19 protein-coding genes, 1 other RNA gene and 1 pseudogene are annotated in these 25,913 nt (G+C 67.4%); 9 read left to right on the top strand and 12 right to left on the bottom strand.

Going from position 1 to position 25,913, the window contains the following annotated elements:
- Window positions 1–26: 26 nt before the first annotated feature.
- From A5744_RS14945 to A5744_RS14915, 7 genes are all read right to left on the bottom strand, one after another.
- Window positions 27–887: a TIGR03619 family F420-dependent LLM class oxidoreductase gene (locus A5744_RS14945; protein ID WP_076062267.1), complete on the bottom strand. Its 861-nt coding sequence runs from the start codon at window positions 885–887 to the stop codon at window positions 27–29.
- Window positions 884–1,537 carry a PaaI family thioesterase gene (locus A5744_RS14940; RefSeq protein ID WP_076062266.1) on the bottom strand — a complete coding sequence of 218 codons (654 nt, stop codon included), beginning with the start codon at window positions 1,535–1,537 and terminating at the stop codon, window positions 884–886. Before A5744_RS14940 ends, A5744_RS14945 begins: the two co-directional genes overlap by 4 nt.
- Window positions 1,534–4,542 carry a bifunctional [glutamine synthetase] adenylyltransferase/[glutamine synthetase]-adenylyl-L-tyrosine phosphorylase gene (locus A5744_RS14935; protein WP_076062265.1) on the bottom strand — a complete coding sequence of 1,003 codons (3,009 nt, stop codon included), beginning with the start codon at window positions 4,540–4,542 and terminating at the stop codon, window positions 1,534–1,536. The genes A5744_RS14940 and A5744_RS14935 overlap by 4 nt, the downstream gene beginning before the upstream one ends.
- Window positions 4,543–4,593: 51 nt before the next feature.
- Window positions 4,594–5,934, bottom strand: a complete 1,341-nt coding sequence (gene glnA, locus A5744_RS14930) for a type I glutamate--ammonia ligase (RefSeq protein WP_076062263.1) — start codon at window positions 5,932–5,934, stop codon at window positions 4,594–4,596.
- A 104-nt stretch (window positions 5,935–6,038) separates the two neighbouring features.
- Window positions 6,039–7,604, bottom strand: coding sequence for an alpha/beta hydrolase (locus A5744_RS14925; protein ID WP_139331358.1), 1,566 nt, complete (start codon window positions 7,602–7,604; stop codon window positions 6,039–6,041).
- Window positions 7,605–7,694: 90 nt separating this feature from the next.
- On the bottom strand, window positions 7,695–9,251 hold the full coding sequence (locus tag A5744_RS14920; RefSeq protein WP_076062260.1) for an alpha/beta hydrolase: 1,557 nt from the start codon (window positions 9,249–9,251) through the stop codon (window positions 7,695–7,697).
- A 59-nt stretch (window positions 9,252–9,310) separates the two neighbouring features.
- Entirely contained in the window at window positions 9,311–10,702 is a 1,392-nt protein-coding gene (locus tag A5744_RS14915; RefSeq protein ID WP_076062258.1) for a wax ester/triacylglycerol synthase family O-acyltransferase, read from the bottom strand.
- Window positions 10,703–10,833: 131 nt separating this feature from the next.
- Between A5744_RS14915 and panB the strand changes: the two genes are divergently transcribed.
- The 3 genes from panB (at window position 10,834) to A5744_RS14900 (ending at window position 14,644) form a co-directional block, all read left to right on the top strand.
- Window positions 10,834–11,691 (top strand): 3-methyl-2-oxobutanoate hydroxymethyltransferase, encoded by an 858-nt coding sequence (gene panB, locus A5744_RS14910; RefSeq protein WP_076062417.1) that lies wholly within the window; start codon window positions 10,834–10,836, stop codon window positions 11,689–11,691.
- A gap of 144 nt (window positions 11,692–11,835) precedes the next feature.
- On the top strand, window positions 11,836–12,999 hold the full coding sequence (locus A5744_RS14905) for a cellulase family glycosylhydrolase (RefSeq protein ID WP_076062256.1): 1,164 nt from the start codon (window positions 11,836–11,838) through the stop codon (window positions 12,997–12,999).
- A 100-nt stretch (window positions 13,000–13,099) separates the two neighbouring features.
- Complete coding sequence (locus A5744_RS14900) at window positions 13,100–14,644, top strand: CYTH and CHAD domain-containing protein (protein WP_076062254.1); 1,545 nt, start codon at window positions 13,100–13,102, stop codon at window positions 14,642–14,644.
- A gap of 13 nt (window positions 14,645–14,657) precedes the next feature.
- Here the strand turns inward: A5744_RS14900 and rnpB are convergent.
- Window positions 14,658–15,058, bottom strand: an RNA gene (gene rnpB / locus A5744_RS14895) — RNase P RNA component class A.
- A 112-nt stretch (window positions 15,059–15,170) separates the two neighbouring features.
- Between rnpB and A5744_RS14890 the strand changes: the two genes are divergently transcribed.
- Both A5744_RS14890 and A5744_RS14885 read left to right on the top strand, forming a co-directional pair.
- Window positions 15,171–16,340 carry a cytochrome P450 gene (locus A5744_RS14890; protein ID WP_076062253.1) on the top strand — a complete coding sequence of 390 codons (1,170 nt, stop codon included), beginning with the start codon at window positions 15,171–15,173 and terminating at the stop codon, window positions 16,338–16,340.
- On the top strand, window positions 16,337–16,531 hold the full coding sequence (locus A5744_RS14885) for a ferredoxin (RefSeq protein WP_076062251.1): 195 nt from the start codon (window positions 16,337–16,339) through the stop codon (window positions 16,529–16,531). Before A5744_RS14890 ends, A5744_RS14885 begins: the two co-directional genes overlap by 4 nt.
- A 14-nt stretch (window positions 16,532–16,545) precedes the next feature.
- Here the strand turns inward: A5744_RS14885 and A5744_RS14880 are convergent, their stop codons facing one another.
- Window positions 16,546–17,652, bottom strand: coding sequence for a Zn-dependent alcohol dehydrogenase (locus A5744_RS14880; RefSeq protein WP_205866314.1), 1,107 nt, complete (start codon window positions 17,650–17,652; stop codon window positions 16,546–16,548).
- Between the two features lie 53 nt (window positions 17,653–17,705).
- Between A5744_RS14880 and A5744_RS14875 the strand changes: the two genes are divergently transcribed.
- A complete protein-coding gene (locus A5744_RS14875; RefSeq protein ID WP_076062416.1) occupies window positions 17,706–19,199 on the top strand; it encodes an aldehyde dehydrogenase family protein in 1,494 nt (497 codons plus the stop codon).
- A 79-nt stretch (window positions 19,200–19,278) separates the two neighbouring features.
- Here the strand turns inward: A5744_RS14875 and A5744_RS14870 are convergent, their stop codons facing one another.
- The 3 genes from A5744_RS14870 to A5744_RS14860 are packed head-to-tail and all read right to left on the bottom strand — an operon-like array spanning window position 19,279 to window position 22,891.
- The gene (locus A5744_RS14870) at window positions 19,279–20,217 is read right to left on the bottom strand and encodes an alpha/beta hydrolase (protein ID WP_076062247.1); all 939 of its coding nucleotides are present in this window, start codon (window positions 20,215–20,217) and stop codon (window positions 19,279–19,281) included.
- Between the two features lie 35 nt (window positions 20,218–20,252).
- Entirely contained in the window at window positions 20,253–22,016 is a 1,764-nt protein-coding gene (gene fadD6 / locus A5744_RS14865; RefSeq protein WP_076062245.1) for a long-chain-acyl-CoA synthetase FadD6, read from the bottom strand.
- Complete coding sequence (locus tag A5744_RS14860) at window positions 22,013–22,891, bottom strand: SDR family NAD(P)-dependent oxidoreductase (protein ID WP_076062244.1); 879 nt, start codon at window positions 22,889–22,891, stop codon at window positions 22,013–22,015. Before A5744_RS14860 ends, fadD6 begins: the two co-directional genes overlap by 4 nt.
- Before the next feature lie 64 nt (window positions 22,892–22,955).
- Between A5744_RS14860 and A5744_RS14855 the strand changes: the two genes are divergently transcribed.
- The 3 genes and pseudogenes from A5744_RS14855 to A5744_RS25070 all read left to right on the top strand — a co-directional run.
- On the top strand, window positions 22,956–23,789 hold the full coding sequence (locus A5744_RS14855; protein WP_076062242.1) for a lysophospholipid acyltransferase family protein: 834 nt from the start codon (window positions 22,956–22,958) through the stop codon (window positions 23,787–23,789).
- Between the two features lie 126 nt (window positions 23,790–23,915).
- Complete coding sequence (locus A5744_RS14850; protein ID WP_076062240.1) at window positions 23,916–25,529, top strand: LCP family protein; 1,614 nt, start codon at window positions 23,916–23,918, stop codon at window positions 25,527–25,529.
- A 61-nt stretch (window positions 25,530–25,590) separates the two neighbouring features.
- Window positions 25,591–25,913: pseudogene (locus A5744_RS25070) on the top strand (hypothetical protein); the annotation flags it as partial.

Below are 25,913 nucleotides of genomic sequence, written 5' to 3'. Positions count from 1 at the left end.
AGTATGGCGTGGTCGAAACTTCGCGTCTAGCCGTCCAGCGCCAAATCCTTACGGAACCGTTGCATCCCGTCGATCTTGTCGGCCAGGGCCGCGTCGGGACCGGTGTAAAACATCCACGGCATGGTGATGATGCCGGTGATACCGGCCTCGGCGGCGCGCTGGTAGTCGGCGGTGGTGAATGCGTCGGTCAGCGGCGTCAGGATGGTGAAATCGTCTAGGGACAAGCCGTTTTCGACGCGCAGTTCGCGCAGCCGGCCCACCGCCTCGATGGCGCGATCGGTCTTGATCAGGTCCCCGATCCAGCCGTCGTTGCGAGCGGCGCGGCGCAATGCCGCCTCGCTGAGCCCGCCGACGTAGACCGGTATCGGCGGCGGCGTGGGCTGCATCTCCAGCCGCGGCGTCGGGTAGAACTGACCCCCGAACTCCGTCCAGCCCGGCTGCCACAGCGCCCGCATCAGATCGATGATTTCGTCGGTGCGTTTGCCCCGGGCGCCGAACTGCTCACCCATCAAAGCGAATTCCTCTTTGCACCAGCCGACCCCGATGCCGAGCTCCACCCGTCCCGAGGCCAAAACCGCGGCCGTGCCAATGGCTTTCGCCGCGGAGTACGGATTGCGCATCGCGGGGATGTACACGGTGGTGACGAACCGCAGCCGCTTGGTGACCTGCGCCAGCGCGCCGACCAGGACCCATGGATCGGGCCAGTCGGTGAAGGGCTGCCATCGCCGTTGCCCGTCTTTGGTGTAGGGGTACGGGGTCTCCAGGGTCTCCAGGTTGACGACGTGGTCGGGGATGCCGATGCCGTCATAGCCGAGTTCGTCGGCGGCCTTGGCGATCTCGACGATCTCGCGGGTGTTCAAGAAGGCACTGCTGATATAGAACTTCATTCGGTTCCCCGTGCCCAGGCTGGTTCGATGAAGATGCCTTCGGCCTCCACGGTTACCCCGTCCGCGTCCGAAATGGTGCCGCGCGCAAAGACTTTGACGCCCTCGCTGCGGTCGATCCACGCGTCGCAGCGCAGCGGTCCCAGCGGAGTGCCGCGCAGGTATTTGACGGTGATGGTCCCGGTGAAACGCGCCTTGGACAATCCGTCGCTGGCCGCCTCGCCAAGCATGTGGTCGAGCACCAGGGCGCTGACGCCACCGTGCACCCGCCCGGGCGGACCCTCGTATGCGGACCCGAGGGTGAACTCGCTCCAGCAGCGCCCGTTACCGTCGTGACGGACGACGATGGGCGGGGCGATCGGGTTGCACACGCCGATCGCGGCGTTGCCCAAGGGCAGCGGGCGATCCTCGACGCGGTAGCTCACTCCGACCGGCCGGGTCCGTTGCCGCAGCGTCCGGGTGACCGCCTCGATCGCGGTCCGGGCGCTGGCGACGACGTCGTCGTCGGCCTCGGTCCGGATGGTGGCATCGACGAGTTCACGCACGGCGTCGGCCAGCGGTGCGTACAGGGACGTCACCCGGTCGGCCTCGGCCGCGCTGAGCACTTCGAACACGGCGTCGAAGTTGGCTCCGAACGCGCCGGCGTCGCTCAACTCCCGAACACCTTGCGTACCACGGCTTTTGCGCGCCTCGTCACCCTCAGGTAGTTGTCCAGGAATTCACTGCCGTCGTCGGTTCCCCAGCCCGCGGCGACAGCGACCGCGTTGAGCTGGCGTCCGGGTCCCGGCAACTGGTCTGTGGGCTTGCCGCGGACCAGCACCAGCGCGTTGCGGGCCCGGGTCGCGGTCAGCCAGGCGTGGCGCAGCAGCTCCACGTCTTCCTCGGGCATCAGATCGGCCGCGGCGGCGGCGTCCAGGGATTCCAGCGTCGAGGTGTTGTGCAGGGCGGGAACCTCGTGCGCGTGCTGCAGTTGCAGCAGCTGCACGGTCCATTCGATGTCGGCCAGTCCCCCGCGGCCCAGCTTGGTGTGCGTGTTGGGATCGGCGCCGCGCGGCAGCCGCTCGGAGTCCACCCGTGCTTTGATCCGGCGGATCTCGCGCACCGCCTCGGCCGACACCCCGTCGGACGGATACCGCGTCCGGTCGGCCATCAGCAGGAAGCGCTGGCCCAGGTCCGCGTCACCGGCGACGGCGTGCGCGCGAAGCAGCGCCTGGATCTCCCACGGCTGCGCCCACTGCTCGTAGTAGGCGGCATACGACGCCAACGTGCGGACCAGCGCGCCGTTGCGTCCCTCGGGCCGCAGGTTGGCATCGACTTCCAGCGGCGGGTCGACGCTGGGGGTCCCCAGCAGCGCCCGGATCTGCTCGGCGACCGACGTCGACCATTTCACGGCCTCGGAATCCTCGACACCGCCGGCCGGCTCGCAGACGAACATCACGTCGGCGTCCGACCCGTAACCCAGCTCGGCGCCGCCCAGCCGGCCCATCCCGATGACCGCGATGGCCGCCGGGGCTTTTCCTTTTTGGGAGCCGTCGTCGGGGAGGTTGGCCTTGATCATCGCGTCCAACGCGGCCTGCAGCACGGCCACCCACACCGAGGTGAGTCCCTTGCACACGTCGATGACATCGAGCAGGCCGAGCAGGTCCGCGGAACCGATGCGGGCCAATTCCCGGCGCCGCAGCGAACGCGCGGCGGCGATCGCCCGCACCGGGTCGGAGTGCCGCGCCGCCGAGGCGACCAGCGCGCGGGCCACCGTGTCCGCATCGGTCTCGAGCAGCTTCGGGCCGGCCGGCCCGTCGCCGTAGTCCTGGATCACCCGCGGCGCACGCATCAACAGGTCCGGCACATACGCGGACGTCCCCAGCACATGCATGAGCCGCCTTGCGACCGCGGGCTTATCGCGCAGCGTGGACAAATACCAGGTTTCAGCCGCCAGCGCGTCGGACAGGCGCCGGTACGCCAGCAGCCCGCCGTCGGGGTCGGGCGCGTACGACATCCAGTTCAGCAGCCGGGGCAACAGCACCGACTGCACCCGGCCGCGCCGCCCACTCTGGTTGACCAACGCCGACATGTGCTTCAGCGCGGTCTGCGGTCCCTCGTAGCCCAGCGCGGCCAGCTGCCGCTCCGCGGCCTCGGGCGTCATGCCGTGCGAGATCTCCACGCCGCCAGGCCCGACCGACTCGAGCAGCGGCTGATAGAAGAGCTTGGCGTGCAGCTGCGACACCCGCAGGTTCTGATGCTTGAGCTCCTCGCGCAGCACCCCCGCGGCGTCGTGGCGGCCGTCCGGGCGGATGTGCGCCGCGCGGGCCAGCCAGCGCACCGCCTCCTCGTCGTCGACCTCGGGCAGCAGATGGGTGCGCTTGAGCCGTTGCAGCTGCAGCCGGTGCTCGAGCAGCCGCAGAAATTCATAGGACGCGGTCAGGTTCGCCGCGTCCTCGCGCCCGACGTAGCCGCCGTCGCCCAGCGCGGCCAAGGCGTCGACCGTAGACGCCACGCGCAGCGATTCGTCGTTGCGGCCGTGCACCAGCTGCAGCAGCTGCACGGCGAACTCCACGTCGCGCAATCCGCCGCTGCCGAGCTTGATCTCGCGGGCGCGGACGTCGGAGGGCACCAGCTCCTCCACCCGGCGCCGCATGGCCTGCACTTCGACCACGAAATCCTCGCGATCGCAGGCGACCCAGACCATGGGCGTCAGCGCGGTCAGGTAGCGCTCGGCCAGTTCGGCGTCGCCGACCGCGGCGCGGGCTTTCAGCAGCGCCTGGAACTCCCAGGTCTTCGCCCACCGCTGGTAGTAGGCGAGGTGCGACTCGACGGTGCGGACCAATTCACCGCTGCGGCCTTCGGGCCGCAGCCCCGCGTCGACGGTGAAGAACGCGTCGGAGGCCACCCGCATCATCTCGCCGGCCACCCGGGTGCTGAGCGTGTCCGCCTGCTCGGCGACGAAGATGACGTCGACGTCGCTGACGTAGTTCAGTTCGCGGGCACCGCATTTGCCCATCGCGATGACGCTCAGCCGCGGTGGCGTGCGGTCGCCGCACACGGTTGCCTCGGCCACCCGCAGGGCGGCCGCCAGCGCCGCGTCGGCGAGGTCGGACAGCTGCGCGCCGACGACGGGGAACGGCAGCACCGGCTCGTCTTCGACGGTCGCGGCCACGTCGAGCGCCGCCAGCAGCAGCAGCTGATCGCGGTAGAGGGTGCGCAATGGCGGGATCGCCGAACCCGGCGCAGAACCGGGTCCCGCCAACGCCTCGTCGGCGCATTCGGTGAACGCGCGCCGCAGCTCGTCGCGAGTCGGCAGTTTCGCGGTGCCCCGCAGCAGTTTCCAGGACTGCGGATGGATGGCGAGGTGATCCCCGAGGGCCAGCGACGAACCGAGGACGGCGAACAGGCGACCGCGCAGCGGCCGCTCGGTGAGCAGCGCGGCGCAGAGCTCGTCCCAACCAGCCTCGGGGTGCTCCGATATTCGGACAAGCGCGCGCAGTGCGGCGTCGGGGTCCGGCGCGCGCGACAACGCCCACAACCGGTCGATGTGCGCCTGGTCGTCGTGGTCGTACCAGCCGAGCCGCTCCAGCCGCTCACCCGCGGCGGGATCGACCAACCCGAGCCGTCCGACGCTGGGCAGCCGCGGGCGCTGCGTCGCGGGTTTGGTCACGATCAAGACGGTAGCGCAAGCCGCCGATCGTTCGGACCGACCGGGCGACCCGGTGGTCTACAGCGACAGGTAGGTGCTCAGCTCATACGGCGTGACGTGGCTGCGGTAGTTCGCCCACTCCGTGCGCTTGTTGCGCAGGAAGAAGTCAAACACGTGCTCCCCCAACGCTTCCGCGACGAGCTCGGAGGCCTCCATGCTTTTAAGGGCGCTGTCGAGGCTGGTGGGCAGCTCACGGTAGCCCATCGCGCGGCGTTCCTCGGGCGTGAGGTCCCATACGTTGTCCTCCGCCTGCGGTCCCAGCACGTAGCCCTTCTCCACCCCGCGCAGCCCGGCGGCCAGCAGCACGGCGAATGTCAGGTACGGGTTGCACGCCGAGTCGGGGCTGCGCACTTCGACCCGTCGCGACGACGTCTTGTGCGGCGTGTACATCGGCACCCGCACCAGGGCCGACCGGTTGGCCGCGCCCCAGGACGCGGCGGTCGGCGCCTCACCGCCAACCACCAGCCGCTTGTAGGAGTTGACCCATTGGTTGGTGACCGCGCTGATCTCAGAGGCGTGCTCGAGAATTCCGGCGATGAACGACTTGCCCACGTCCGACAGCTGCAGGGGATCGTCGGCGCTGTGGAAGGCGTTGACGTCGCCCTCGAACAGGCTCATGTGGGTGTGCATGGCCGAGCCGGGGTGTTCCGCGAAAGGCTTGGGCATGAACGAGGCCCGCGCACCGTTTTCGATCGCGACTTCCTTGATGACGTAGCGAAATGTCATGACGTTGTCGGCCATCGAGAGCGCATCGGCGAAGCGCAGGTCGATCTCCTGCTGGCCGGGCGCCCCTTCGTGGTGGCTGAACTCCACCGAGATGCCCATGAATTCGAGGGCGTCGATGGCTTCCCGGCGGAAGTTGGACGCGGAGTCGTGCACCGCCTGGTCGAAGTAGCCGGCGTTGTCGACGGGGATGGGCCGCGACCCGTCGTTGGGGCCCGGCTCGAGCAGGAAGAACTCGATCTCGGGGTGCACGTAGCAGGAGAAGCCCAGATCGTTGGCCTTCTGCAACTGGCGCCGCAGCACGTGCCGCGGGTCGGCCCAGGACGGCGAACCGTCGGGCATCGTGATGTCGCAGAACATCCGCGCCGAGTGGTGATGGCCGGAGGGGGTGGCCCAGGGCAGCACCTGGAAGGTCGACGGATCCGGGTTGGCCACGGTGTCGGATTCCGAAACACGCGAGAAGCCCTCGATCGACGATCCGTCGAAGCCGATGCCCTCCTCGAACGCGCCCTCGAGTTCTGCTGGGGCGATGGCGACCGACTTCAGGTAGCCGAGCACGTCGGTGAACCAGAGCCGCACAAAGCGGATGTCCCGTTCCTCCAGCGTGCGGAGGACGAATTCCTTCTGTCGATCCATACCCCGACAGTAGGCAACAGCTGTTAAATCCGTGTTACCGATGCCCGCTCAGAACCATTGCGGACCGCTCAGACGGGGGGCTGTGGGTCGGCTGGGAGCCGGCCTTAGGGCTTGCACCGCAGCGTTGGGGGCGGGGCCGTCCCCGCAACGAAATAGCGCGTCACCGCGGTATCGACACACTGGTCGCCGTTGAAGACCGCGGTGTGCTGGGTTCCGTCGTACGTGATCAGCGGGGCGCCCAGCTGGCTGGCGAGATTTACCCCGGCCTGATACGGCGTGGCGGGGTCGTGGGTGGTCGAGACCACGACGACCTTGCCCGGCCCGACCCGCGCCGCGCTGTGCGGCGTCGACGTCGCGGGCACCGGCCACAGCGCGCACAGATCGCGGGGGGCGTTGCCGGTGAACTGCCCGTAGCTCAGGAACGGGGCGGCCTGACGGATCTGTCGGTCGGCCGACACCCAGCTCGCGGCGTCCGTCGGCGTCGGCGCGTCGACGCATCGGACAGCGTTGAACACGTCCTGGTCGTTGTTGTAGTGGCCGTTTTTATCACGGCCTTCATAATCGTCGGCGAGGGCCAGCAGGTCGTCCGCGTCGGTGCCGTGCTGCAGCCCGAGCAGGCCACTGGTGAGGTACTTCCAGTGCTGCGGGGTGTACAGCGCGTTGATGGTGCCGGTGGTCGCGTCGGCGTAGCTCAGGCCGCGCGGATCCGACGTATGCCCGGGCTTGGCGACCAGCGGATCGACCAGCGCGTGATACCGGTTCACGAATTGGGCCGGGTCGGTGCCCAAGGGGCAGGCTTTCGAACGGGCGCAGTCCGCGGCGTAGTCGTTGAAAGCGGTTTGGAATCCAGCCATTTGGTTGACGTTCTCCTGGACCGGCCCGACGGTCGGGTCGATGGCGCCGTCGAGAACCATCGTGCGCACGTGGTCACCGAATTTCTCGAGGTATGCGGTGCCGAGTTCGGTGCCGTAGCTGTAGCCGAGGTAGTTGATCTGATTCTCACCCAGCGCCTGCCGAACCATGTCCATGTCGCGAGCCACGGACGCGGTGCCGATGTTGGCCAGGAAACCGTTGCCCATCCGGGTCACGCACTGCTGGGCCAACTGCCGGTTGAGCTGTTCGATGTGCGCCACACCGGCCGGGCTGTAGTCGACCATCGGTTCGGTCCGGAACGCGTCGAACTCGGCATCGGTGCGGCAGCGCAGCGCCGGGGTTGAGTGACCCACCCCTCGAGGGTCAAACCCCACCAGGTCGAAATCGCGCCTGATGTCGGTGCCTTGTAGGTCGGATGCCATCGCCGCGACCATGTCCACCGCGGACGCGCCCGGTCCGCCGGGATTGATCAACAGCGATCCGATCCGCTGGCCCGTCGCGGGCACCCGGATCACCGCCAGCTTCGCTTGCGCCCCACCGGGATTGGCGTAGTCGACCGGGACCGACACGGTCGTGCACTTGGCGGTGGGGAGATCGCTGCTGTCGACGTCGAACTGCTCGCAGCCGCCCCAGTTCTGCGGCGCCGCGGCGACCGGTGGCGGAGCCGGGCTCGGGGTCTGTCCCGCACCGGGTTCCGGAGTCGCGCCGGCCAGCGGCAGCGCGGATTGCCCCGCGACCAGCAGCCCCATCGACAACAGCGCCGAGCTCAATGGTCTGCGGCGCGACATGGCTGTCATCGTTGCATCCACGAATACCCGTCGCAGCGCGAAACGGTTACGCCTTGATCTCAGGACCTCTTGTCGCCGAACGGCGCAACGGCTCAGGCCTCAGCACTTCGCGCCGCTGGGCGGCGTGTTGCCTCCGATCAGATACGCCGTCACGTAGTCGTCGATGCAGCTGTCGCCCTGGAAGACCACCGTGTGCTGGGTTCCGTCGTAAGTCAGCAGCGAGCCGCGCAGCTCGTTCGCCAGATCCACCCCGGCCTTGTACGGTGTCGCCGGATCGTGGGTGGTCGACACCACAACGGTCGGCGCGAGGCCGGGCGCCGTAACGGTATGCGGCTTGGTGGTAGGCGGCACCGGCCAGAACGCGCATGTCCCCAGCGGCGCGTCGCCGGTGAACTTCCCGTAGCTCATGAACGGGGCGATCTCCCGGGATCGGCGGTCTTCGTCGATAACCTTGGCGCGGTCCGCAATTGGCGGTTGGTCAACGCAATTGATCGCCACTCGCGCGTCGGTCGCATTGGTGTAGTGGCCGTGCGGGTCACGGCGCATGTACATGTCGGCCAGCGCCAGCAGGGTGTCCCCGTGGTGGTTGACGAGTTCGGTCAGGCCGTCGGTCAGGTGATGCCACAGCGTCGGCGAGTACAGGGCCATGATGGTGCCCACGATGGCGTCGCTGTAGCTCAGCCCGCGCGGGTCGTTGGTGGGTATCGGCCTGCCGATCAGCTGGTTGTTCGGGTCGACCATCGGGTCGATCAGGCTGTGGTAGACGTCGACGGCCTTGGCCGGGTCGGTGCCCAGCGGGCAGGTCGGCTGCTTGGCGCAATCCGCGGCGAACGCGTTGAACGCGTCCTGAAATCCCTTGGCCTGACGCAGGTCCGCCTCGATCTGGTCGGCGTTGGGGTCGACGGCGCCGTCGAGGATCATCGCCCGCACGTTCTGCGGGAAGGCCTCGGCGTAGGCGGAGCCGATCCGGGTGCCGTAGGAATATCCGAGGTAAGTCAGCTTGTCGTCGCCGACCGCCTTACGGATGGCGTCCAGATCCTTCGCGACGTTGACGGTGCCGACGTTCGCCAGGAAGCTCTTGCCCATCTTGTCCACGCACCGGCCGACGAACTGCTTGGTCTCGTCCTCGATGTGCGCCACACCCGCCGGGCTGTAGTCGACGTTCGGTTCCGTCCGCAGCCGGTCGTTGTCGGCGTCGGAGTTGCACCACAGCGCCGGTCGCGACGAGCCCACCCCGCGTGGGTCGAACCCGATCAGGTCGAACCGCTCGCGCACCCGCTTCGGCAGCGTCTGGACGAGGCCCAGCGCGGCCTCGATGCCCGACTCGCCGGGGCCGCCGGGGTTGATCACCAGCGACGCGAGCTTGTCCCCCGTCGCGGGGAAGCGAATCATCGCCAGGGTCGCCAGGTCGCCGTTGGGATCGTTGTAGTCGACCGGCACGGCCAGCTTGCCGCACAGCGCGCCGGTGGGGATCTTGGCTTTGGGGTTGGACGAACGGCACGGCGTCCATTCGATCGGCTGGCCCAACTTTGGCCCGGCCATGACCGGACGCCCGCCCACGACACGAACACACCCCGCGAGGAGCAACGCCACGGCAGCAATCGCCGTCCAGATCAGCAGCAAGCGCGCGATCATGTCGCGGCGAGACGAACCCATGCCAACATATGCTGCCAGAGCAGCACCGAGTGCCTGATCAGCGGCCGGACGTCGGCCCGCTAGCCGGCGGCCTCGAGCAGCTCTTCCATCCCCACCGCGAACTCGTCGGCCATCTCCCACAAGTCGGGCAGTAACTCGGGGCAGGAGATCAGCCCGACGTCCAAATTTCCGCACAACGACATCACGGTGATGTTGAGACCCGAGCTGTGAAAGATCGGGCCCAACGGGTACATCGCCTTGACGGCACAGCCGAGCAGGTACAGCGGAACCTGCGGACCCGGCACGTTGGAGACGACGAGGTTGTGCACCGGCATGCTCTCGGTCAGCCGGGAACTGGCATAGAGCCGCATCGCCACGCCGAACACCGCGGGCGCCGCGAACTGCGACCAATCCTGCAACAGCGAAGCGCCGATAGCCGAACTATGTTGCTTGGCAACCGAATTCGCTTCGGCGATGGCCTTCAGGCGCTGCACCGGATCGCTGATCTGGGTGTGCAGACTGGCGAACATGCCCGAAACCTTGTTGCGGCCAGGACGATCGGACTTGCCGTGCACCGAGACCGGCACCATCGCCACCAGCGACGCCTCGGGCAGGTCGTCGCGCTCGGCCAGGTATTGCCGAAGCACCCCGGAAACCAACGCCAACACCACGTCGTTGACCTTGACGTCGAAACGGTTTTTCACCTTCTTGATGTCGTCGAGATCCAATGTGGCGTAAGCGATGTTGCGCCGGCCATTGATCCGGGCGTTGAAGACGGTCCGCGGCGCGGCGAAGGGACGCGCCATCGTCTGACCGTGGCGGGCCTTGCGCAGCGTCGAGACGACCGACGACACCGTGTCGGGCACCGCGTTGGCCAAACGCAACGGCCGGGTGGCGAAGCGGTACAAGCCGCCCGCGGCGATCTGCCAGGCGCTGGCACTGCCGACCCCGTCCACCGGGTCCGGCGGGGGCGCGTCGGCTTCGGTGGCGCACAGCTGCGACATCAGGTTGGCGCCGGTGACCCCGTCGACTCCGGAATGGTGCACCTTCGTCATCACGGCCACGCGCCCGTCGCGATGGCAGTCGGTGCCCGCCACGCCCTCGATGACCCACATCTCCCACAGCGGCCGCTGCCGGTCCAGCGGCAACGACGCGATGTGCCCGCAGATTTGCGACATTTCGTCGCGTCCTCCCGGCGGTGGCAGCCCGATCCGGTGCAGGTGGCGGTCGACGTCGAAGTTCTCGTCGTCCACCCACACCGGGTGATCGAGGTTCAACGGACTGTTGGCGAGCTTTTCGCGGAATTGCGGCATCGCTTTCAGGCGCAGCGACAGCGCGTCGCGCAGCCGGTCGAAGCTGTAGCCGCCGGGCATCGTCGAGGTGTCCAGGTCGACGATCGAGCAAACATGCATGGGCTGAGAGGGGGTCTCCAGGTACAAGAAACTGGCGTCGAGTCCGCTGAGCCGCTGCATGGCCTGAATGGTATGTCTCACACCGCCGAGGCGGTGCAATTGCGCAGCCGAGATGGCACAATGGCACCGTCAAGCGAACCCGGGGACCCTGCGGGGCCACGAGGATCGACCGACCACTACCAGGGACAATGATGTCTGAGCACAACGTTTACGGTGCAAACTCATCCGCAAACTCGGCGACCGACGGCAAGCCGCCGGCCAAAATCCGCACTCATCACTTGCAGAAAATGAAGGCCGAGGGCCACAAGTGGGCCATGCTCACGGCCTACGACTACTCGACCGCTCGCATCTTCGACGAGGCCGGCATCCCGGTTCTGCTTGTCGGTGATTCCGCCGCCAACGTCGTGTACGGCTACGACACCACCGTGCCCGTCTCGGTCGACGAACTGATCCCGCTGGTTCGCGGCGTCGTCCGGGGGGCGCAGCACGCCCTGGTCGTCGCCGACCTGCCGTTCGGCAGCTACGAACCCGGACCCGACGCCGCCCTGACCACCGCCACGCGGTTCATGAAGGAGGCCGGCGCGCACGCCGTCAAGCTCGAGGGCGGCGAGCGGGTAGCCGAACAGATCGCCTGCCTGACCGCGGCGGGCATCCCGGTGATGGCGCACATCGGCTTCACCCCGCAAAGCGTCAACAGCCTCGGCGGTTTCCGGGTGCAGGGCCGCGGTGACGGCGCGGAGCAAACCATCGCGGACGCGATCGCCGTCGCGGAAGCCGGAGCCTTCTCCGTCGTGATGGAGATGGTGCCCGCGGAGCTGGCCACCCAGATCACCGGTAAGCTGACCATCCCGACGATCGGAATCGGCGCCGGCCCCAACTGCGACGCGCAGGTCCTGGTCTGGCAGGACATGGCCGGGATGAGCGGCGGCAAGACCGCTCGGTTCGTCAAGCGGTTCGCCGACGTGGGGGCCGAATTGCGCCGGGCCGCAACGCAATACGCCCAGGAAGTGGCGGGCGGGGTTTTCCCGGCCGACGAGCACAGCTTCTAGCATCGGGCGGACGCCCACGTCACCCCACCCGGAGCGCTTCTGCTGAAAATCGTTGTGTGACAACGGTGGTAGGATTTCTCCTGTATACAAACGCGACTCCGTGGGCGGGGGGTTGAACATATAGTCGGCAATCGTGGTGGCTTCGTGCACCGCCGAACGGTCTTGAAGTTGCCGCTGCTATTGGCAGGAGGCACCGCCCTGGCGCGAGCGCCTCGCGCCGCCGCGCAACCGCCCCTCGACCCGCCGGACTCGAGCCGGTGGTCGACCGACCGCGCCGACCACTGGTATCGAGCCCAAGGCTGGCTCGTCGGCGCTAACTACGTCACGTCGAACGCCGTCAACCAGCTGGAGATGTTCCAGCCCGACACCTTCAACCCCCTGCGCATTTATCTCGAGTTGGGCTGGGCCCGCGCCGCGGGATTCAACACCGTACGGGTGTTCCTGCACGACCAGCTTTGGACCGAGGATCGGCGTGGGTTCCAAGGCCGCCTGGCCCAGTTCGTCGCCCTCGCGGCCGACCACGGCATCAAGCCGCTCTTCGTCTTGCTCGACTCTTGCTGGGACCCGATCCCGAAAGCGGGCCCGCAGCGTGCCCCGACGCCCGGCGTCCATAACTCGGGCTGGGTGCAAAGTCCGGGCGCCGAACGCCTCGGCGACCGCGGCTACCTCGATACGCTGCGCGACTATGTGACCGGCGTGCTGACCCAATTCCGCAATGACGACCGCGTTTTGGGTTGGGACCTGTGGAACGAGCCCGACAATCCCTCGCGCCACTATGCGTCCGTCGAGCGGCCGGACAAGTTGGAGCTGGTCGCGGACTTGCTTCCGCAGGTTTTCGCGTGGGCGCGTTCGGTGAATCCCGCTCAACCGCTGACGAGTGCCGTCTGGCAGGGCGAGTGGCCGGACGCCGGAAGTACCGATGCCATCAGCCGGATCCAGCTCGACAACTCCGACATACTCACGTTCCACTCCTACGGCGAACCGGCGGACTTCGAGAGGCGCATCGACGATCTCGCCTCGGGGGACCGACCGATCCTGTGCACCGAGTACCTGGCCCGGCCCCTGGGCAGCACCGTTGCGGAGATCCTGCCAATCGCCAAACGCTACAAGGTTGGTGCGATCAATTGGGGACTCGTCGCGGGGAAGACTCAGACCTACTTCCCGTGGGACTCGTGGGATCACCCATACACGGCGTTTCCGGACGTCTGGTTTCACGATCTGCTTCAGCCCGATGGACGGCCGTTTCAGGATGATGAAATCCAAGCGATTCGTCAGCTCAACGGCCTGGCGATGCACCTGCGCCCTTAGGGCTGCTTAAGCGCGGCACCGCGGTGTGGCAATCTGTGTGTGCCCGGTCGCGAGCGCCGACGACCTTTTGACAGCGCAGCAACGCGCAACGGAGCCGAAAATGCCTGCAGAAGCGCAAAACACCTCCCGCTATCTGGAGGTCGAGCGCAAGTTCGACGTCGTCGAATCCACGGTGTCGCCGTCGTTTGAGGGCATCGCGGCGGTGGCCCACGTCGAGAGATCGCCGACCCAATCGTTGGATGCGGTGTACTTCGACACACCGTCGCACGACCTGGCGCGCCACAAGATCACGCTGCGGCGCCGCACCGGCGGCCACGATGCGGGCTGGCACCTGAAGCTGCCCGCCGGGCCCGATGCGCGCACCGAGATCCGGGCGCCGCTGGGCGACTCGGCGGACGACAACACCGTGCCGAGCGAGTTGCTCGACGTCGTGCTCGCGATCGTCCGCGACCGCCCGATCGAGCCGGTCGCCCGGATTGCCACCCAGCGGGAAAGCCAGCTGCTGTACAGCGTCGACGGCACCGCGCTGGCGGAGTTCAGCAATGACCACGTCACCGCCTGGTCGGGCGGCGCGGCCGCGGACGCCGGCTCCGCCCCGGCCGAACAGGAGTGGCGTGAGTGGGAACTCGAACTCGTCGCCGGGAACGGGGCCGCCGACGCCTCGCTGTTGAGCCGGCTGAGCAATCGGTTGCTCGACGCGGGTGCCGCGCCGGCCGGTCACGGCTCGAAGTTGGCCCGCGTGCTGGGCCCGACGTTGCCGGCCAACGGCAGCCGCCCGCCCGACGACCCCGTGCACCGCGCGGTGGCCGAACAGGTTGACGAGCTGTTGGCGTGGGACCGCGCCGTACGCGCCGACGTCGACGACGCCGTGCACCAGATGCGTGTGACCACCCGCAAGATCCGCAGCCTGCTGCGGGAATCGCCGGAGTCCTTCGGGTTGTCCGACGGCGCCTGGATCCTCGACGAACTGCGCGAGTTGGCCGGTTTGCTGGGCGTGGCGCGCGACGCCGAGGTGCTCGGGCAGCGCTACGAGCAGGAGCTGAACCGGTTGGCGCCGGAGCTGGTGCGCGGACCCATCTGGGAACGCCTGGTCGAGGGCGCCCGCCGCCGCTATCAGACGGGGCTGCGGCGATCGTTGATCGCGATGCGCTCGCAGCGATACTTCCGTCTGCTCGACGCGCTCGATGCGATGGTGGCCGAGGTCCCGGCGCCCGCGTCCGGTGAGGAATCGCATGCGATAACCATCGAGCGCGCCTACAAGAAGGTGCGAAAGGCGGCCAATGCCGCGGCCGAACTGGACCAAGTCGATCAGACCGACCAGGAGTACGAGCATCATCGCGACGAGGCGCTGCACCGGATCCGCAAGCGCGCCAAGCGACTTCGCTACACCGCGGCGGCCACCGGCGACGACGAGGTGTCCAAGCAGGCCAAGGCCATCCAGACGCTGCTCGGCGATCACCAGGACAGCGTGGTCAGCCGCGAGCACCTGAACCAACAAGCCAACGCCGCACACGTCGCCGGCGAGGACACCTTCACCTACGGTCTGCTCTATCAGCAGGAGGCCGAACTCGCCGAGAGTTGCCGCCAGCAGCTCGACGACGCGCTACGCAAGCTCGCCAAGTCGGTGCGCAAAGCCCGGGAATGAGCCCCAAAGGGGGCGGACGAGTTGGCCTGTAAGCCGGATTCTGTTCCCCGCCGCCGCGCTTGAGCAACGGCGACGCGGCGGCGACCATCCATCTGGACACACCGTTGCCGGGTGCCTCGAGCGGCCTACCCGCAGGCTCGGGCGAGCAACCCTCGGACGCCTGCGCGGCCACACTTTCGTGCGGCCTTCTTGGCCTTGCTTCGGGTGGGGTTTGCCAAGCCACTCCGGTCACCCGGAATGCTGGTGCGCTCTTACCGCACCGTTTCACCCTTACCACCGCGAGGGTGGCGGTCTGTTTTCTGTGGCACTTTCCCGCGAGTCACCTCGGATTGCCGTTAGCAATCACCCTGCTCTGTGAAGTCCGGACTTTCCTCGAACCGCCTTGCGACGGTCCGCGGCCGCCCGGCCAACTCGTCCGCGACGATCCACGGTACCCGCAGCGGAATCTGCTGGCCAGCGGCGTTTGTCCATTACGCCATTTATTCAATCATTGCCTAATTAGCGACGTTGGTGTCACGCTGACCGGATGACAGAAACCGAAGGGTATGTCGATCAGGCGTACATGGGAATCGCCGAGCCCCAGCCGATGTACAAGGCGTTGCGCGAATCCACCCCGGTGTTCCGAGGCCCGACGGCGGTGGTTCTCAGCCGCCTGGCCGACATCGAGATGGCGCTCAAGCACACCGAGCTGTTCTCGTCGAACATGGACGCCGTCGACCTCGGCAACGTCCGCCCGATGATCCCGCTGCAAATCGACCCGCCCGACCATGCGAAGTACCGCCGCATCCTCGATCCGTTGTTCACCCCGCGAGAAATGGCCCGGCGCGAGCCCCGCGTCAGCGAGCTGGTCAACGAGATGATCGACCGCTTCGCCGGCCGGGGCGAATGCGACTTCCACGAAGAGTTCGCCGTTCCCCTCCCCTGCACCGTCTTCCTGCAATTGCTCGGCCTGCCGCTGGAGGACCTCGACCAGTTCCTGGAGTGGAAGGACGGCATCATCCGGCCCGAGGGCGACTCAGGCTTCGACCGCCGCCACGACACCTGTGCGGGCACAGCGCAACAGATCTACGACTATTTCGACCGCGCCATCGACGACCACATCGCCAGCCCGCGCGACGACGTGCTCTCCGCCATGATCGCCGCGAACGTGGAAGGTAGACCGCTAACGCGCGAGGAGCTCCTCGACATCTGCATCCTTTTCCTCATCGCGGGGCTGGACACGGTGACCGACTCGCTCGACTGCTTTTTCGTGTACCTGGCGTGCCATCCCGACCACCGTCGCCAGCTCGTCGAGCAGCCCGACATCCTGCCCAGCGCCATCGAGGAGTTGTTGCGCTGGGAGACCCCGGTGCCGGGTGTGGCCCGCGTCTGCATCCAGGACACCGAAGTGGGCGGCTGCCCGATCAGCAAGGGCGAACGGATCAGTCCGCTGCTCGGTGCGGCCAACACCGACCCTGCCGAATTCCCCGACCCCGAACTCGTCGACTTCAACCGCAGCCCGAACCGGCACCGCGCGTTCGGCGGCGGACCGCACCGCTGCCTCGGATCGCACCTGGCCCGCATGGAGCTGCGGGTGGCGCTGCGCGAATTCCACCGGCGCATCCCGGATTACGAGATCAAGCCGGGCACGCAGCTGACCTACACCGCAGCGCTGCGGTCGGTGGAGTCGCTGCCGCTGGTATTCCCGGTGTCATGACCCGCGTGTCGGTTGACGCCGAGCGCTGCATGGGGCACGGCCGCTGCTACACGTTGGCGCCCGAGGTCTACGATGCCGACGAGGTGGGTCACTGCGTCGTGCTCGTCGACGAGGTCTCCGGTGAACTCGAAGCGCAGGCCGCGGTCGGCGAGCAGAACTGTCCGGAGCAGGCAATCACGTTGTCTCGCTGATTATTTCGGCGAATTTAGGCGAAGCAGACGACGCTGCGCGCCCCGCGCCCGGCGGTCATGTCGGTGAAGGCCGCCTCGACGTCCTCAATGCCGATCCGCTGCGTCACCAGCGCCTCGAGGTCGAGGCGGCCGCGCCGGGCGAGCTCGGCGAGCACCGGGATGTCGCGCACCGGATCGCTGGCGCCGTAGACGCTGCCCTGAATCGTCTTGCCGTCGGCCATCAATGACAGCGCGGGAAACGTCACCTCCTCCGCGATCCCGGCGGCGCCCACCAGGGTGACCCGGCCGCCGCGGCGGGTGGCCTCGTAGGCGGCGCGCATCGTGGCGGGCTTGCCGACCACCTCGATTCCGTGATCGACCCCGGCGCCGCCGGTGAGGTCGAGCACCGCCTTGGGCAAGTCGACGTCACTCGCGTCGACGGTGTCGGTCGCGCCGTTGGCCACGGCGGCCGGGAGTTGGGCGGCGACGCGATCGGCGGCGATGATCGGCGACGCGCCCGCCAGCCGCGCCCCCTGGATCGCGGCCAAACCCACGCCGCCGCAACCGATCACGAGCACGCTCTCCCCCGGCCGCACGGCCGCCGTGCGCATCACCGCGCCGACTCCGGTGGTGACACCGCAGCCCAGCAGCGCGGCAAGGTCGAGCGGTAGCGATTCGTCGACCGGCACCACCGCCGCCGCCGGGAGCAGCGTCTGTTCGGCCAGCGACCCCACGCCCATGCCAGGCCACACCGGCCCGCCGGCGCTCTCCGCGTACGGATCGCCGTAGGCATGGTCGTAGCCGTGCGCGCACAGCTGGGCCTCGCCGCGCAGGCAATACGGGCAGGCCCGGCAGGGCACGTTCCACGTCAGCACGACGTGGTCACCCGGGCTCACGGTGGTGACGTCGTCGCCGACCTCAGCGACGATTCCGGCGCCCTCATGTCCGAGCGTCGATGGCAGCAGCGTCGGTATCGACCCGTCGCGCAGCGACAGGTCGCTGTGGCAGACGCCGCTGGCGCGCAGTTGCACCCGCACCTCCTGCTTGCCGAGGGGCCGTAGCGAGAGTTCCTCCACCGCGGTGGGCTGGCCGACCTCGCGCAGCACGACGGCTTTCATGGGACGGCCGCCGGTGTGATCCACGTCATATCGACTTACGATGGCGGGACATGCGCACCGGGTCAAGGGAGACGGGCATGACGGGATCAACGACGATCACGCGGGAAACCCACGCCGATCAGGCGGTACTGACGATTGGCGGCCAGGCGCAGCCGGGTGCCGCGGGGACCTACCCCGTCCACAACCCCGCCCGCCCGGCCGAGATCGTCGGTTACGCGCCCGCCGCCGACAAGGCCCAGCTCGACGCCGCGGTGTCGGCCGCACGTCGGGCCGCGCCCGGATGGCGAGCCCTCGGCGTCGCCGAACGCATCGCCGCTTTCACCGCCGCGGCCACCACTGCCGCCGAACAATTGGCCGCACGCGATGGCGCACGCCTGTACACCCGCGAGCACGGCAAGGTGCTCTCCGAAGCGAATTTCGAGATCGACACGGGACCCGGGCTCGCCGCGCTGATCGGGTCGATGGCCGAGGCCGCGCTGGCGCCCGAGCAGATCGATCCGCACTCGAAATACCCGCGGCTGCACCGCGAGCCGTTCGGCGTGGCCGCGCTCGTGCTCCCGTTCAACTGGCCGCTGGCGCTGACGATGACGAAGCTGGCGTCGGCGCTGACCGCCGGCAACACCGCCGTCGTGAAAGTGCCGCCGAGCTGTCCCCTGGCGGCGCTGCAACTTGCCGGGGCGCTGGCGCAGGCACTGCCGCCGGGTGTGGTGAACGTGCTTGCGGGCCCGGGCACCGAGCTCGCCCAGGCGCTGGTCACCCACCCGGGCATCGACCTCATCTCGCTGACCGGCGGCGTCGCCACCGGGCGGGCGGTCATGGCGGCCGCCGCGCGCCGGCTCACCCCGGTGTTGCTCGAGCTGGGCGGGAACGACGCCGCGATCGTCGCACCCGACATCGCGGTCAGCGACGAGCTGGTCGACCGCCTGGTGACGGCGACCTACACCACCGGCGGGCAGGTGTGTATGGCGATCAAGCGGCTGTATGCGCCCACCGATCGCGTCGGTGAGCTGGCCGAGGCGGTGCTGGCGCGCTGCGAGCGCGAGGTTCTCGGCGACGGCCTCGCCGACGAGGTGACGCTGGGCCCGCTGCACACGGCCGCCGGTCGCAACCGCGTCACCACGCTGGTCGCCGACGCCGAGACGCAGGGAGCGACAGTGCGAACGGCGGGAAGGGTCCGCGACGAAGACGCCGCCGCGGGCGGCTACTTCGCGCTGCCGACCGTCGTCACCGATCTGGCGCCGGACTCGAAGCTGGCCACCGAGGAGCAGTTCGGTCCGGTGCTGCCGATCTTCGGCTACGACAGCATCGATGACGCCGTAACCGCCGCGAACGCAACCGAATTCGGCCTCACCGCGTCGGTCTGGACCGGAGATGACGCCCTCGCCGACCGCGTCGCCGGGCAGCTCGTGGCGGGCACGGTCAGCGTCAACTGCCACGGCCTGGCCGCCCAGGACCCGCGCCTGCCGTTCGGCGGCTGCGGCCAGTCCGGCATCGGACGGGAACTGGGCGTCGAGGGGATCCGGGCATTCACCCAGCCGCGCACCTTCGTCCGCCACCCGGCGCCGGGTTAGCGTCTGCTGGCGTTCGCCTGGAAGGATTTGCGCTCGGTCGAATTTCCGGGCCGCCGCGCCACGCCGACTCGAATATGGTCTATTTGTGCGAGGCCCTGAGTTGGCCGCTCGCCCGGCTGTCGGGCTTGGGGTCGATGCGTCGCCGCACTGAATCAACGGCCTCGCGCAGCGCCGGCACGAACTGCTCGGACTGCAACACGCTGCATGAATGGCCGGCATCGACGGTCACCACGTGCGCATCGGGTATCTGCTTAGCCAGCCAGAACTGTTGTTTTGGCGGAATCGCCCTGTCGCGCAGCGGAATCAGCACCGACGTCGGAACATCGATCTGCCCAACCCACGAAGTCGAGTCGAACCGCGTCATCTCGGCAACCGCACGGGCGATTCCACCCGGCCTGGTGCTTCGGAACTGGCCCAGCAGCCACTTAAGGTCACTGCGGACGAGGGTTTCGGCGTCGGCCGCCGCGGGCCGCGGCAGCCCGGGACGCGGGCTGAACGCCTCAATCAGCCCCGCCAACACTCCGGCTCCCATCCGTTCCCACGTCACCCCATTCCACCATCCGGTTGGCGCCGCCCCCAGCACCAGCCCGTCGAGGCGCTGCGGGTGCCGACGCCAAACTAGCTGGGCCACAGCCGAACCCATCGAATAACCAACCGGGACGAATGTCTCCACGCCGAGCGCATCGGCGAGCGCGGCGACGTCATCGGCGCAGTCCTCGAGCAGAAACCGGGGCGATGAAATGCCCTGCCCGTGGAAGCGTTGATCGAACACCACCACGCGGCCAAACCCGCGCATCATCTCCAAGACCGGATACCACATCATCAGCCCGGTACAGGCGAGCCCATGCAGCAGCATGAATGTCGGCGCCCCGGCAACCGGCCCGGAATCGACCACATAAGTGCAACCGCGGCCAGGCAACTCCACCGTCCGGCCGCTGGGCACCTGACCGACCCGAGCAAACCCGGGCAGCCGAGGCGGTTGCCACTGAAAGCCAAGCGGGCGGCGATAGCCAGCCATACCGCCATTACAGCACAGCAACCCCGATTGCGCCGTCAGCCCGCCGGACGGGAACCGGCCGCCACCTCCTGGGCGTATTCGTCGTAGAAGGGCACGTAGCCCTCTTCGCGACCTTCCAGCACGTACAGAGGGTCGGAGACGTCTGATCCGTAGCCCTGACTGCGCAGATCACCCTTCTTGCTCTTGAACGTCGAGGTCTGCTCCAGCGAGTCGACCACTCGCACGAACAGCGGGCGAGCGTAGCTCGGCAGGCCCTCGGACACCGTGTTGGCCAACGACACACCGTCGAACTGTTTACCTTCGTGCAGCACCACGGCGGCCATCCCGGCGCGTCCGTCGGTGCCGGGCACCTCGACGCCGAACACGGTGGCGGCTTCGATGTTCGGGTCAGCCAACACGGCCGCTTCGACGTCGGTTGTGGCGACGTTTTCACCCTTCCACCGGAAGGTGTCACCGAGCCGGTCGACAAACGCGGCGTGGCGCCAACCCTGAGGTCGCATCAGGTCTCCACTGTTGAGCCACACGTCGCCCTTGCGGAAAGCGTTGCGCACCAACTTCTTTTCGCTAGCTTCGGCATCGGTGTAGCCCTCGAACGGCTGAACGCTGGTGACCTTGCTCAGCAGTAGCCCCGGTTTTCCGCCGCGGACCTTGCGAACCCGACCTTTGGAATCACGAACTGGCTCACCGGTTTCCGTGTCGTACTCGACGAAGGCCACCGGCGTCGGGCACATCCCGGCGGTCCTCGGAATGTTGAACACGTTGACGAACCCGGTGTTGCCCTCGCTGGCTCCGTAGAACTCGAAGACCCGCGGAATATTGAACCGGGTGGTGAACTCGTCCCAGATGTCGGCGCGTAACCCGTTTCCGGCGATTACGCGCACCTTGTGCTGGCGGTCGGTGTCCTTCTCCGGTTGGTTGAGCAGGTAGCGGCAGACCTCACCGATGTACACGAACGCCGACGCGTCATACCGGATCACCTCATCCCAAAACCGCGATGCGGAAAACGACCGCCCCAAAGCCAAAGTGGCACCGGCGCCGACCACCGCCGACAACGCCACCGTCAACGCGTTGTTGTGATAGAGCGGAAGGCAGCAGTACAGCGTGTCGCTGCTCTTCAGCCGCATGCCGAACGCGCCCGACCCACCCAGTGCCCACAGCCACCGGAAATGCGTCATCACACTGGCTTTGGGCGCGCCGGTGGTTCCGGAGGTGAAGATGTAGAAGGCGTTGTCCTTGGCCCGCACCGATGTCGTCACCGCCGGATTGTCCGCGGGCGCGTCGGCGGCGAGCCGGTCCAGTTCGTCCACGGAAATCATGTCTGCGACCTGCGCCCCGGATTCCTTGGCGGCAGTGAGCAACTCATCGCTGCCGACCAACACCTTGGCATTAAGCAGGCCGATGCTGTGGGCAAGCACCTGGTCGCGCTGGTGGTAGTTCAGCATGCCGGCGATCGCGCCCAGTTTCACGGCCGCGAGCATTACCAGCACCATCCGCGGCGAGTTCTTCAGCATGACGCCCACGACATCGCCTCGCCCGACGCCGCGCTCAACAAGCACCGCCGCGTAGCGGTTGACCGTCTCGTTGGCCTGGCGATAGGTCCAGCTTTCGTCGTCGAACCGGATGAACACCTGATTGCCGTGCCGTGCCGCGCGGTCCTGGAAGACCTTGCCGATCGAGGTCTTGATCGATCGATGGGCGATGAAGCCGGTCAGCGCGCCACGCAAGATGATGGGCGCATCCTTGATCAGACCGGGTAATCCGGCAGCGATATCGGCCAGCCCAACGGTGTCTTCAGTCATCGATACACATTCCGCGCCCGATCGGAGTCTTCTGAGTGCCGGTAGACCAGCCCTGCCCCGCGTTCTAGCACTGGGGCCAGTAGCACCGATGCGAGTTCACCGGGCAGGGTCCAGCGCGGCTGAACTTTGCGCGGCCGGTGGATGATCGCCTTCGCGACGACATCAGCAGCCTCATCCGGTTGCATGCCGGGCATTCTGCGCAGGCTGGGGGTGGGCTCGCTCATTCGGGTGTGGATCAACCCCATGTACACCGAGGTGACATCGATGCCGACGGCGCGGAGCTCGGGGGTGACGCTGCGCAACCACAGGTCGAATGCGCCCTTGGATGCCAGGTAGGTGCCCCAACGCGGGGTTGGCATCATCCGCACACCGATGCTGGACACATTCACGACGTGTCCGCTTCCCCGCTCCTGCATCGCCGGTAGTAGTCCGAGCAGTAGCCGGATCGGCCCGAGATAGTTGGTGTCGATCGTGCGCTCGAAGTCGTGCGGCCGGTCGTACTGCAGCTTCAGCGATCGGCGAATCGACTTGGCGGCGTTACTCACAATGATGTCCAACGGCCCGTACGTCTCGGTCAGTTGGGTTGTCAGCGCGGTGATCGCCGCTGCGTCGGTCAGATCAGTCGGAAAGGCGACTGCGCGCCCACCGTCGGCAGAGATCGAGTCGCGAAGCTCGTCGAGTTTGTCCGCGGAGCGAGCGACAAGCAAAACCGTTGCCCCTGCGGCGGCGAGTTTGCGGGCAGTCGCCTCCCCCAGGCCGTATGACGCGCCTGTCACCAGCACGCACTTGCCGGACACCGCTCTCCGGAGCCTGCCTTGATCCGCCACTCGCGGCGGGCTTACGAGTGCATTCATTACCTTGCTGGCCAGACTCATTGGCACCTAAGTACCCGTTTCTCCGCGATGTTCCTCTGATCATGGCCGGCGCTAGACTCGACGAGTGGCGAAAGCCGCAAACCCGCGCGAAGCGGTCCCCGACGCCCCGTCCGCCAAATCATTCGCGCCGGTCGTAAAGGCCTTGGCGCCCTTGCGCCGCGTCATCAAACCCAAGGTCTACGGCATCGAACATGTGCCCAAACGCGGAGCGCTGCTGGTAGGCAACCACACCTTGTACGGGGTGTTCGACCTGCTGTTGTGGACTGCGGAGTTGATTGAGCGGGGAATTATGGTTCGCGGGCTCGGAGAGCATGTCCTGTTCCGGGTGCCGGGTAGCGGTGAGCTCTTGAAAGCCTGCGGTATCGTCCCGGGAACCCGAGCCAACATGCGTGAACTTATGCGCCGTCGCGACTTGATCCTGGTTTTTCCGGGTGGTGCTCGCGAGGTCGCCAAACGCAAAGGCGAACGGTATCAACTGATCTGGAAGAACCGTCTCGGATTCGCCAAGATGGCGATCGAAGGCCGCTACCCCATCGTCCCGTTTGCCTCGTTGGGCATTGAAGACGCGTTGGACATCGTCTTGGACAACGATCATCCGCTGATGGCTCCGCTGCGCAAACTGTGCGAGAAGCTGCTGAACGTTGAACCGTTGCCGATCGTGCGGGGCATCGGACTGACACCCGTACCCCGGCCCGAGCGCCTGTACTTCTGGTTCGGTGAACCGATCTCGACACTCGAATACAAGGGTGTCGCCGACAAGGACAACGCACAGGACCTGAGGGCCCGCACGGCCGCTTCGATCGAGGGCGGGCTCGATTTCCTGTTCGACGAACGCGAAAAAGATCCAGAGCGGTCGCTCCTCAAACGCCTCAGCCCGTGGGGTTCTGAAGGCAGCTGACCGGCGAGGGCCGGGTAAACACCACCTTGATCAAGGGGAGAAATAGCTCGTCAACGGAGTGTACGGCCTCGTCACCTGGGCAAACGCTGGTTTGAACCCCGGCGACCTGGCTATTCTCGCCTGGTCATGACAGATCGAGCGCGTTCACCGACGCACCAGCGACGACATCGCCCAAACGGGAGGGCGCTGGGCGCCAAGGTGATCGCCGCGCTGATAGCGGTCGTGGTGGTTGTCGCCATTGGCATCGGATGGATCACTTACCGCAGGGCATCGGCGGGCATCACCAAATCCGAGGCGTTGGCCGGTGAACCCGCGTCGCCCGGAAGTGATCAGAACATCCTGATCATGGGGTTGGATAGCCGTCGCGACCAGCACGGCCGGCCGCTGCCGCCCGACATCTATGACGCGCTGCACGCAGGCAACGAGGATTCCGCTGACGGCGACGCCGATGCGCTCATCGTCGTGCACTTGCCCGCCGGGGACGGCCCGGCCACGGCGATCTCAATCCCGCGGGACGACTATGTCGATCTGGCTGGATGCCCGGCCTCGGAATGCCGCGGCAAGGTCAAGGAGGCCTACAGCCTCGCCTACGAGCGCGTGATGGAGGGGCGCGGCTCCTACAAGCCGGAATCCGATGCCGCCTCGCCCGCAGGGCAGGACTCCGCGGCGAAAGAACAGGCGGCGCGCGAGGCCGGCCGCAAAGCGGAGATCGGCACGGTCAGGCGTCTGCTGCAAATTCCGATCGACCACTTCATTGAGGTCACGTTGGCCGGGTTCTTTCAGATCGCGCGGGTGGTCGAACCCCTCACCGTGTGCCTGAAAGAAGACACTGCGGATCGCTACTACTCCGGCGCGGACTTTCATCGAGGCATCCAGCAGATCAACGCGACCCAGGCAATGGCGTTCGTCCGCCAACGCCGCGACGCCAACGACGCGATGTTCACCGACCTCGATCGAACCCGCCGTCAGCAGGCCTTCATCGCCTCGCTGGTCAGTGCGCTGCGCCGCGGCGGAGCGTTGTCGGACCCCATCCGACTGCACGGCTTGCTGGAGGTCGCCAAGCAAAACGTCGCCGTTGACGCCGGCTTCGACCTTGACGAACTCGCGCGTGACGCGTCCGCGTTCCAGAGCCGGTCGGTCTCGCTCTACACGCTGCCGGTCACCGGTTTCGGCGAAATCTCAAACGGTGCATTCGTCAATTTCATCGACGTATCCGCAGTGCGCTCCATCGTGCAGAACCTGGTCGCCGCCGATCCGTCGGCGGCCACCTCGACCAGCATCCCCAGCACAACAGCGCAACCGGGCGACGACACTTCGCTGGCCGCCGGGGGCGTCGCGCTCGACGTGGTCAACGCCTCAGGCAGGCAAGGCGAGGCCGCGGACCTCGAAATGGCCTTGGCCACAGGGCACTTCAGCAAGGGAAAGGTCAGCACCGCGGACTCCACCAGCCAGACGAGCACCATCGCCTACGGGCCGGGAGCGAAGATCGCCGCCGCCGAGCTGGCCGATGAATTCGGCATAACTGCCACGGCATCCGACGGCGTCGACCGCAACACGGTGCGACTGACCGTCGGGACCGATTTCGCCAGATTTGACAATTTCCACCCCACGTCGGCATCGCCGGCCACCACTTCCGCGGCGCCCGTCAGCACGGTACCGGCCACCGCCACAGGCACGCAGGAACCGGCGGCGACCAACCTCACACGCATGAGCGCCGATGGCATTCCCTGTGTGAAATGACAAGGGCCCCAAGAGCCTTTCCACGCGCAGTCGTTGCGGTGAGTGCGAGTACAGTGGGTCGATGGTCGTCGGCCCGTCCAATGCGCGGATGCTCGCGGGGCTCGCTGCCGCGTCCGTGTCGCTCGGGGTGGCCGAGCTGGTGGGCATCCCGTTCGGTGCGCGCGCCGATGCGCGTGCCGCTATCGGCTCCGCGGCCGTCGACCTGACACCGGGATCTATCAAAGAGGCTGCCATTCAGGCCCTGGGTTCTCAGGACAAATTCTTCGTGGCCGTCGTCGTGCTCGTGGCGGGAGCCCCCGGCCCCGCGCGAGCGGCGCGAGAACCGCCCCCCCCCCCCCCCCCGCGGAGCCCCCCGGAGGCCACCGCCCGGCGGCCAGGTGTGCA

The organism is Mycobacterium sp. IS-1264, from assembly GCF_001954195.1.
Taxonomy (GTDB): domain Bacteria; phylum Actinomycetota; class Actinomycetes; order Mycobacteriales; family Mycobacteriaceae; genus Mycobacterium.
This window is presented reverse-complemented; position numbering and strand designations above follow the sequence as displayed.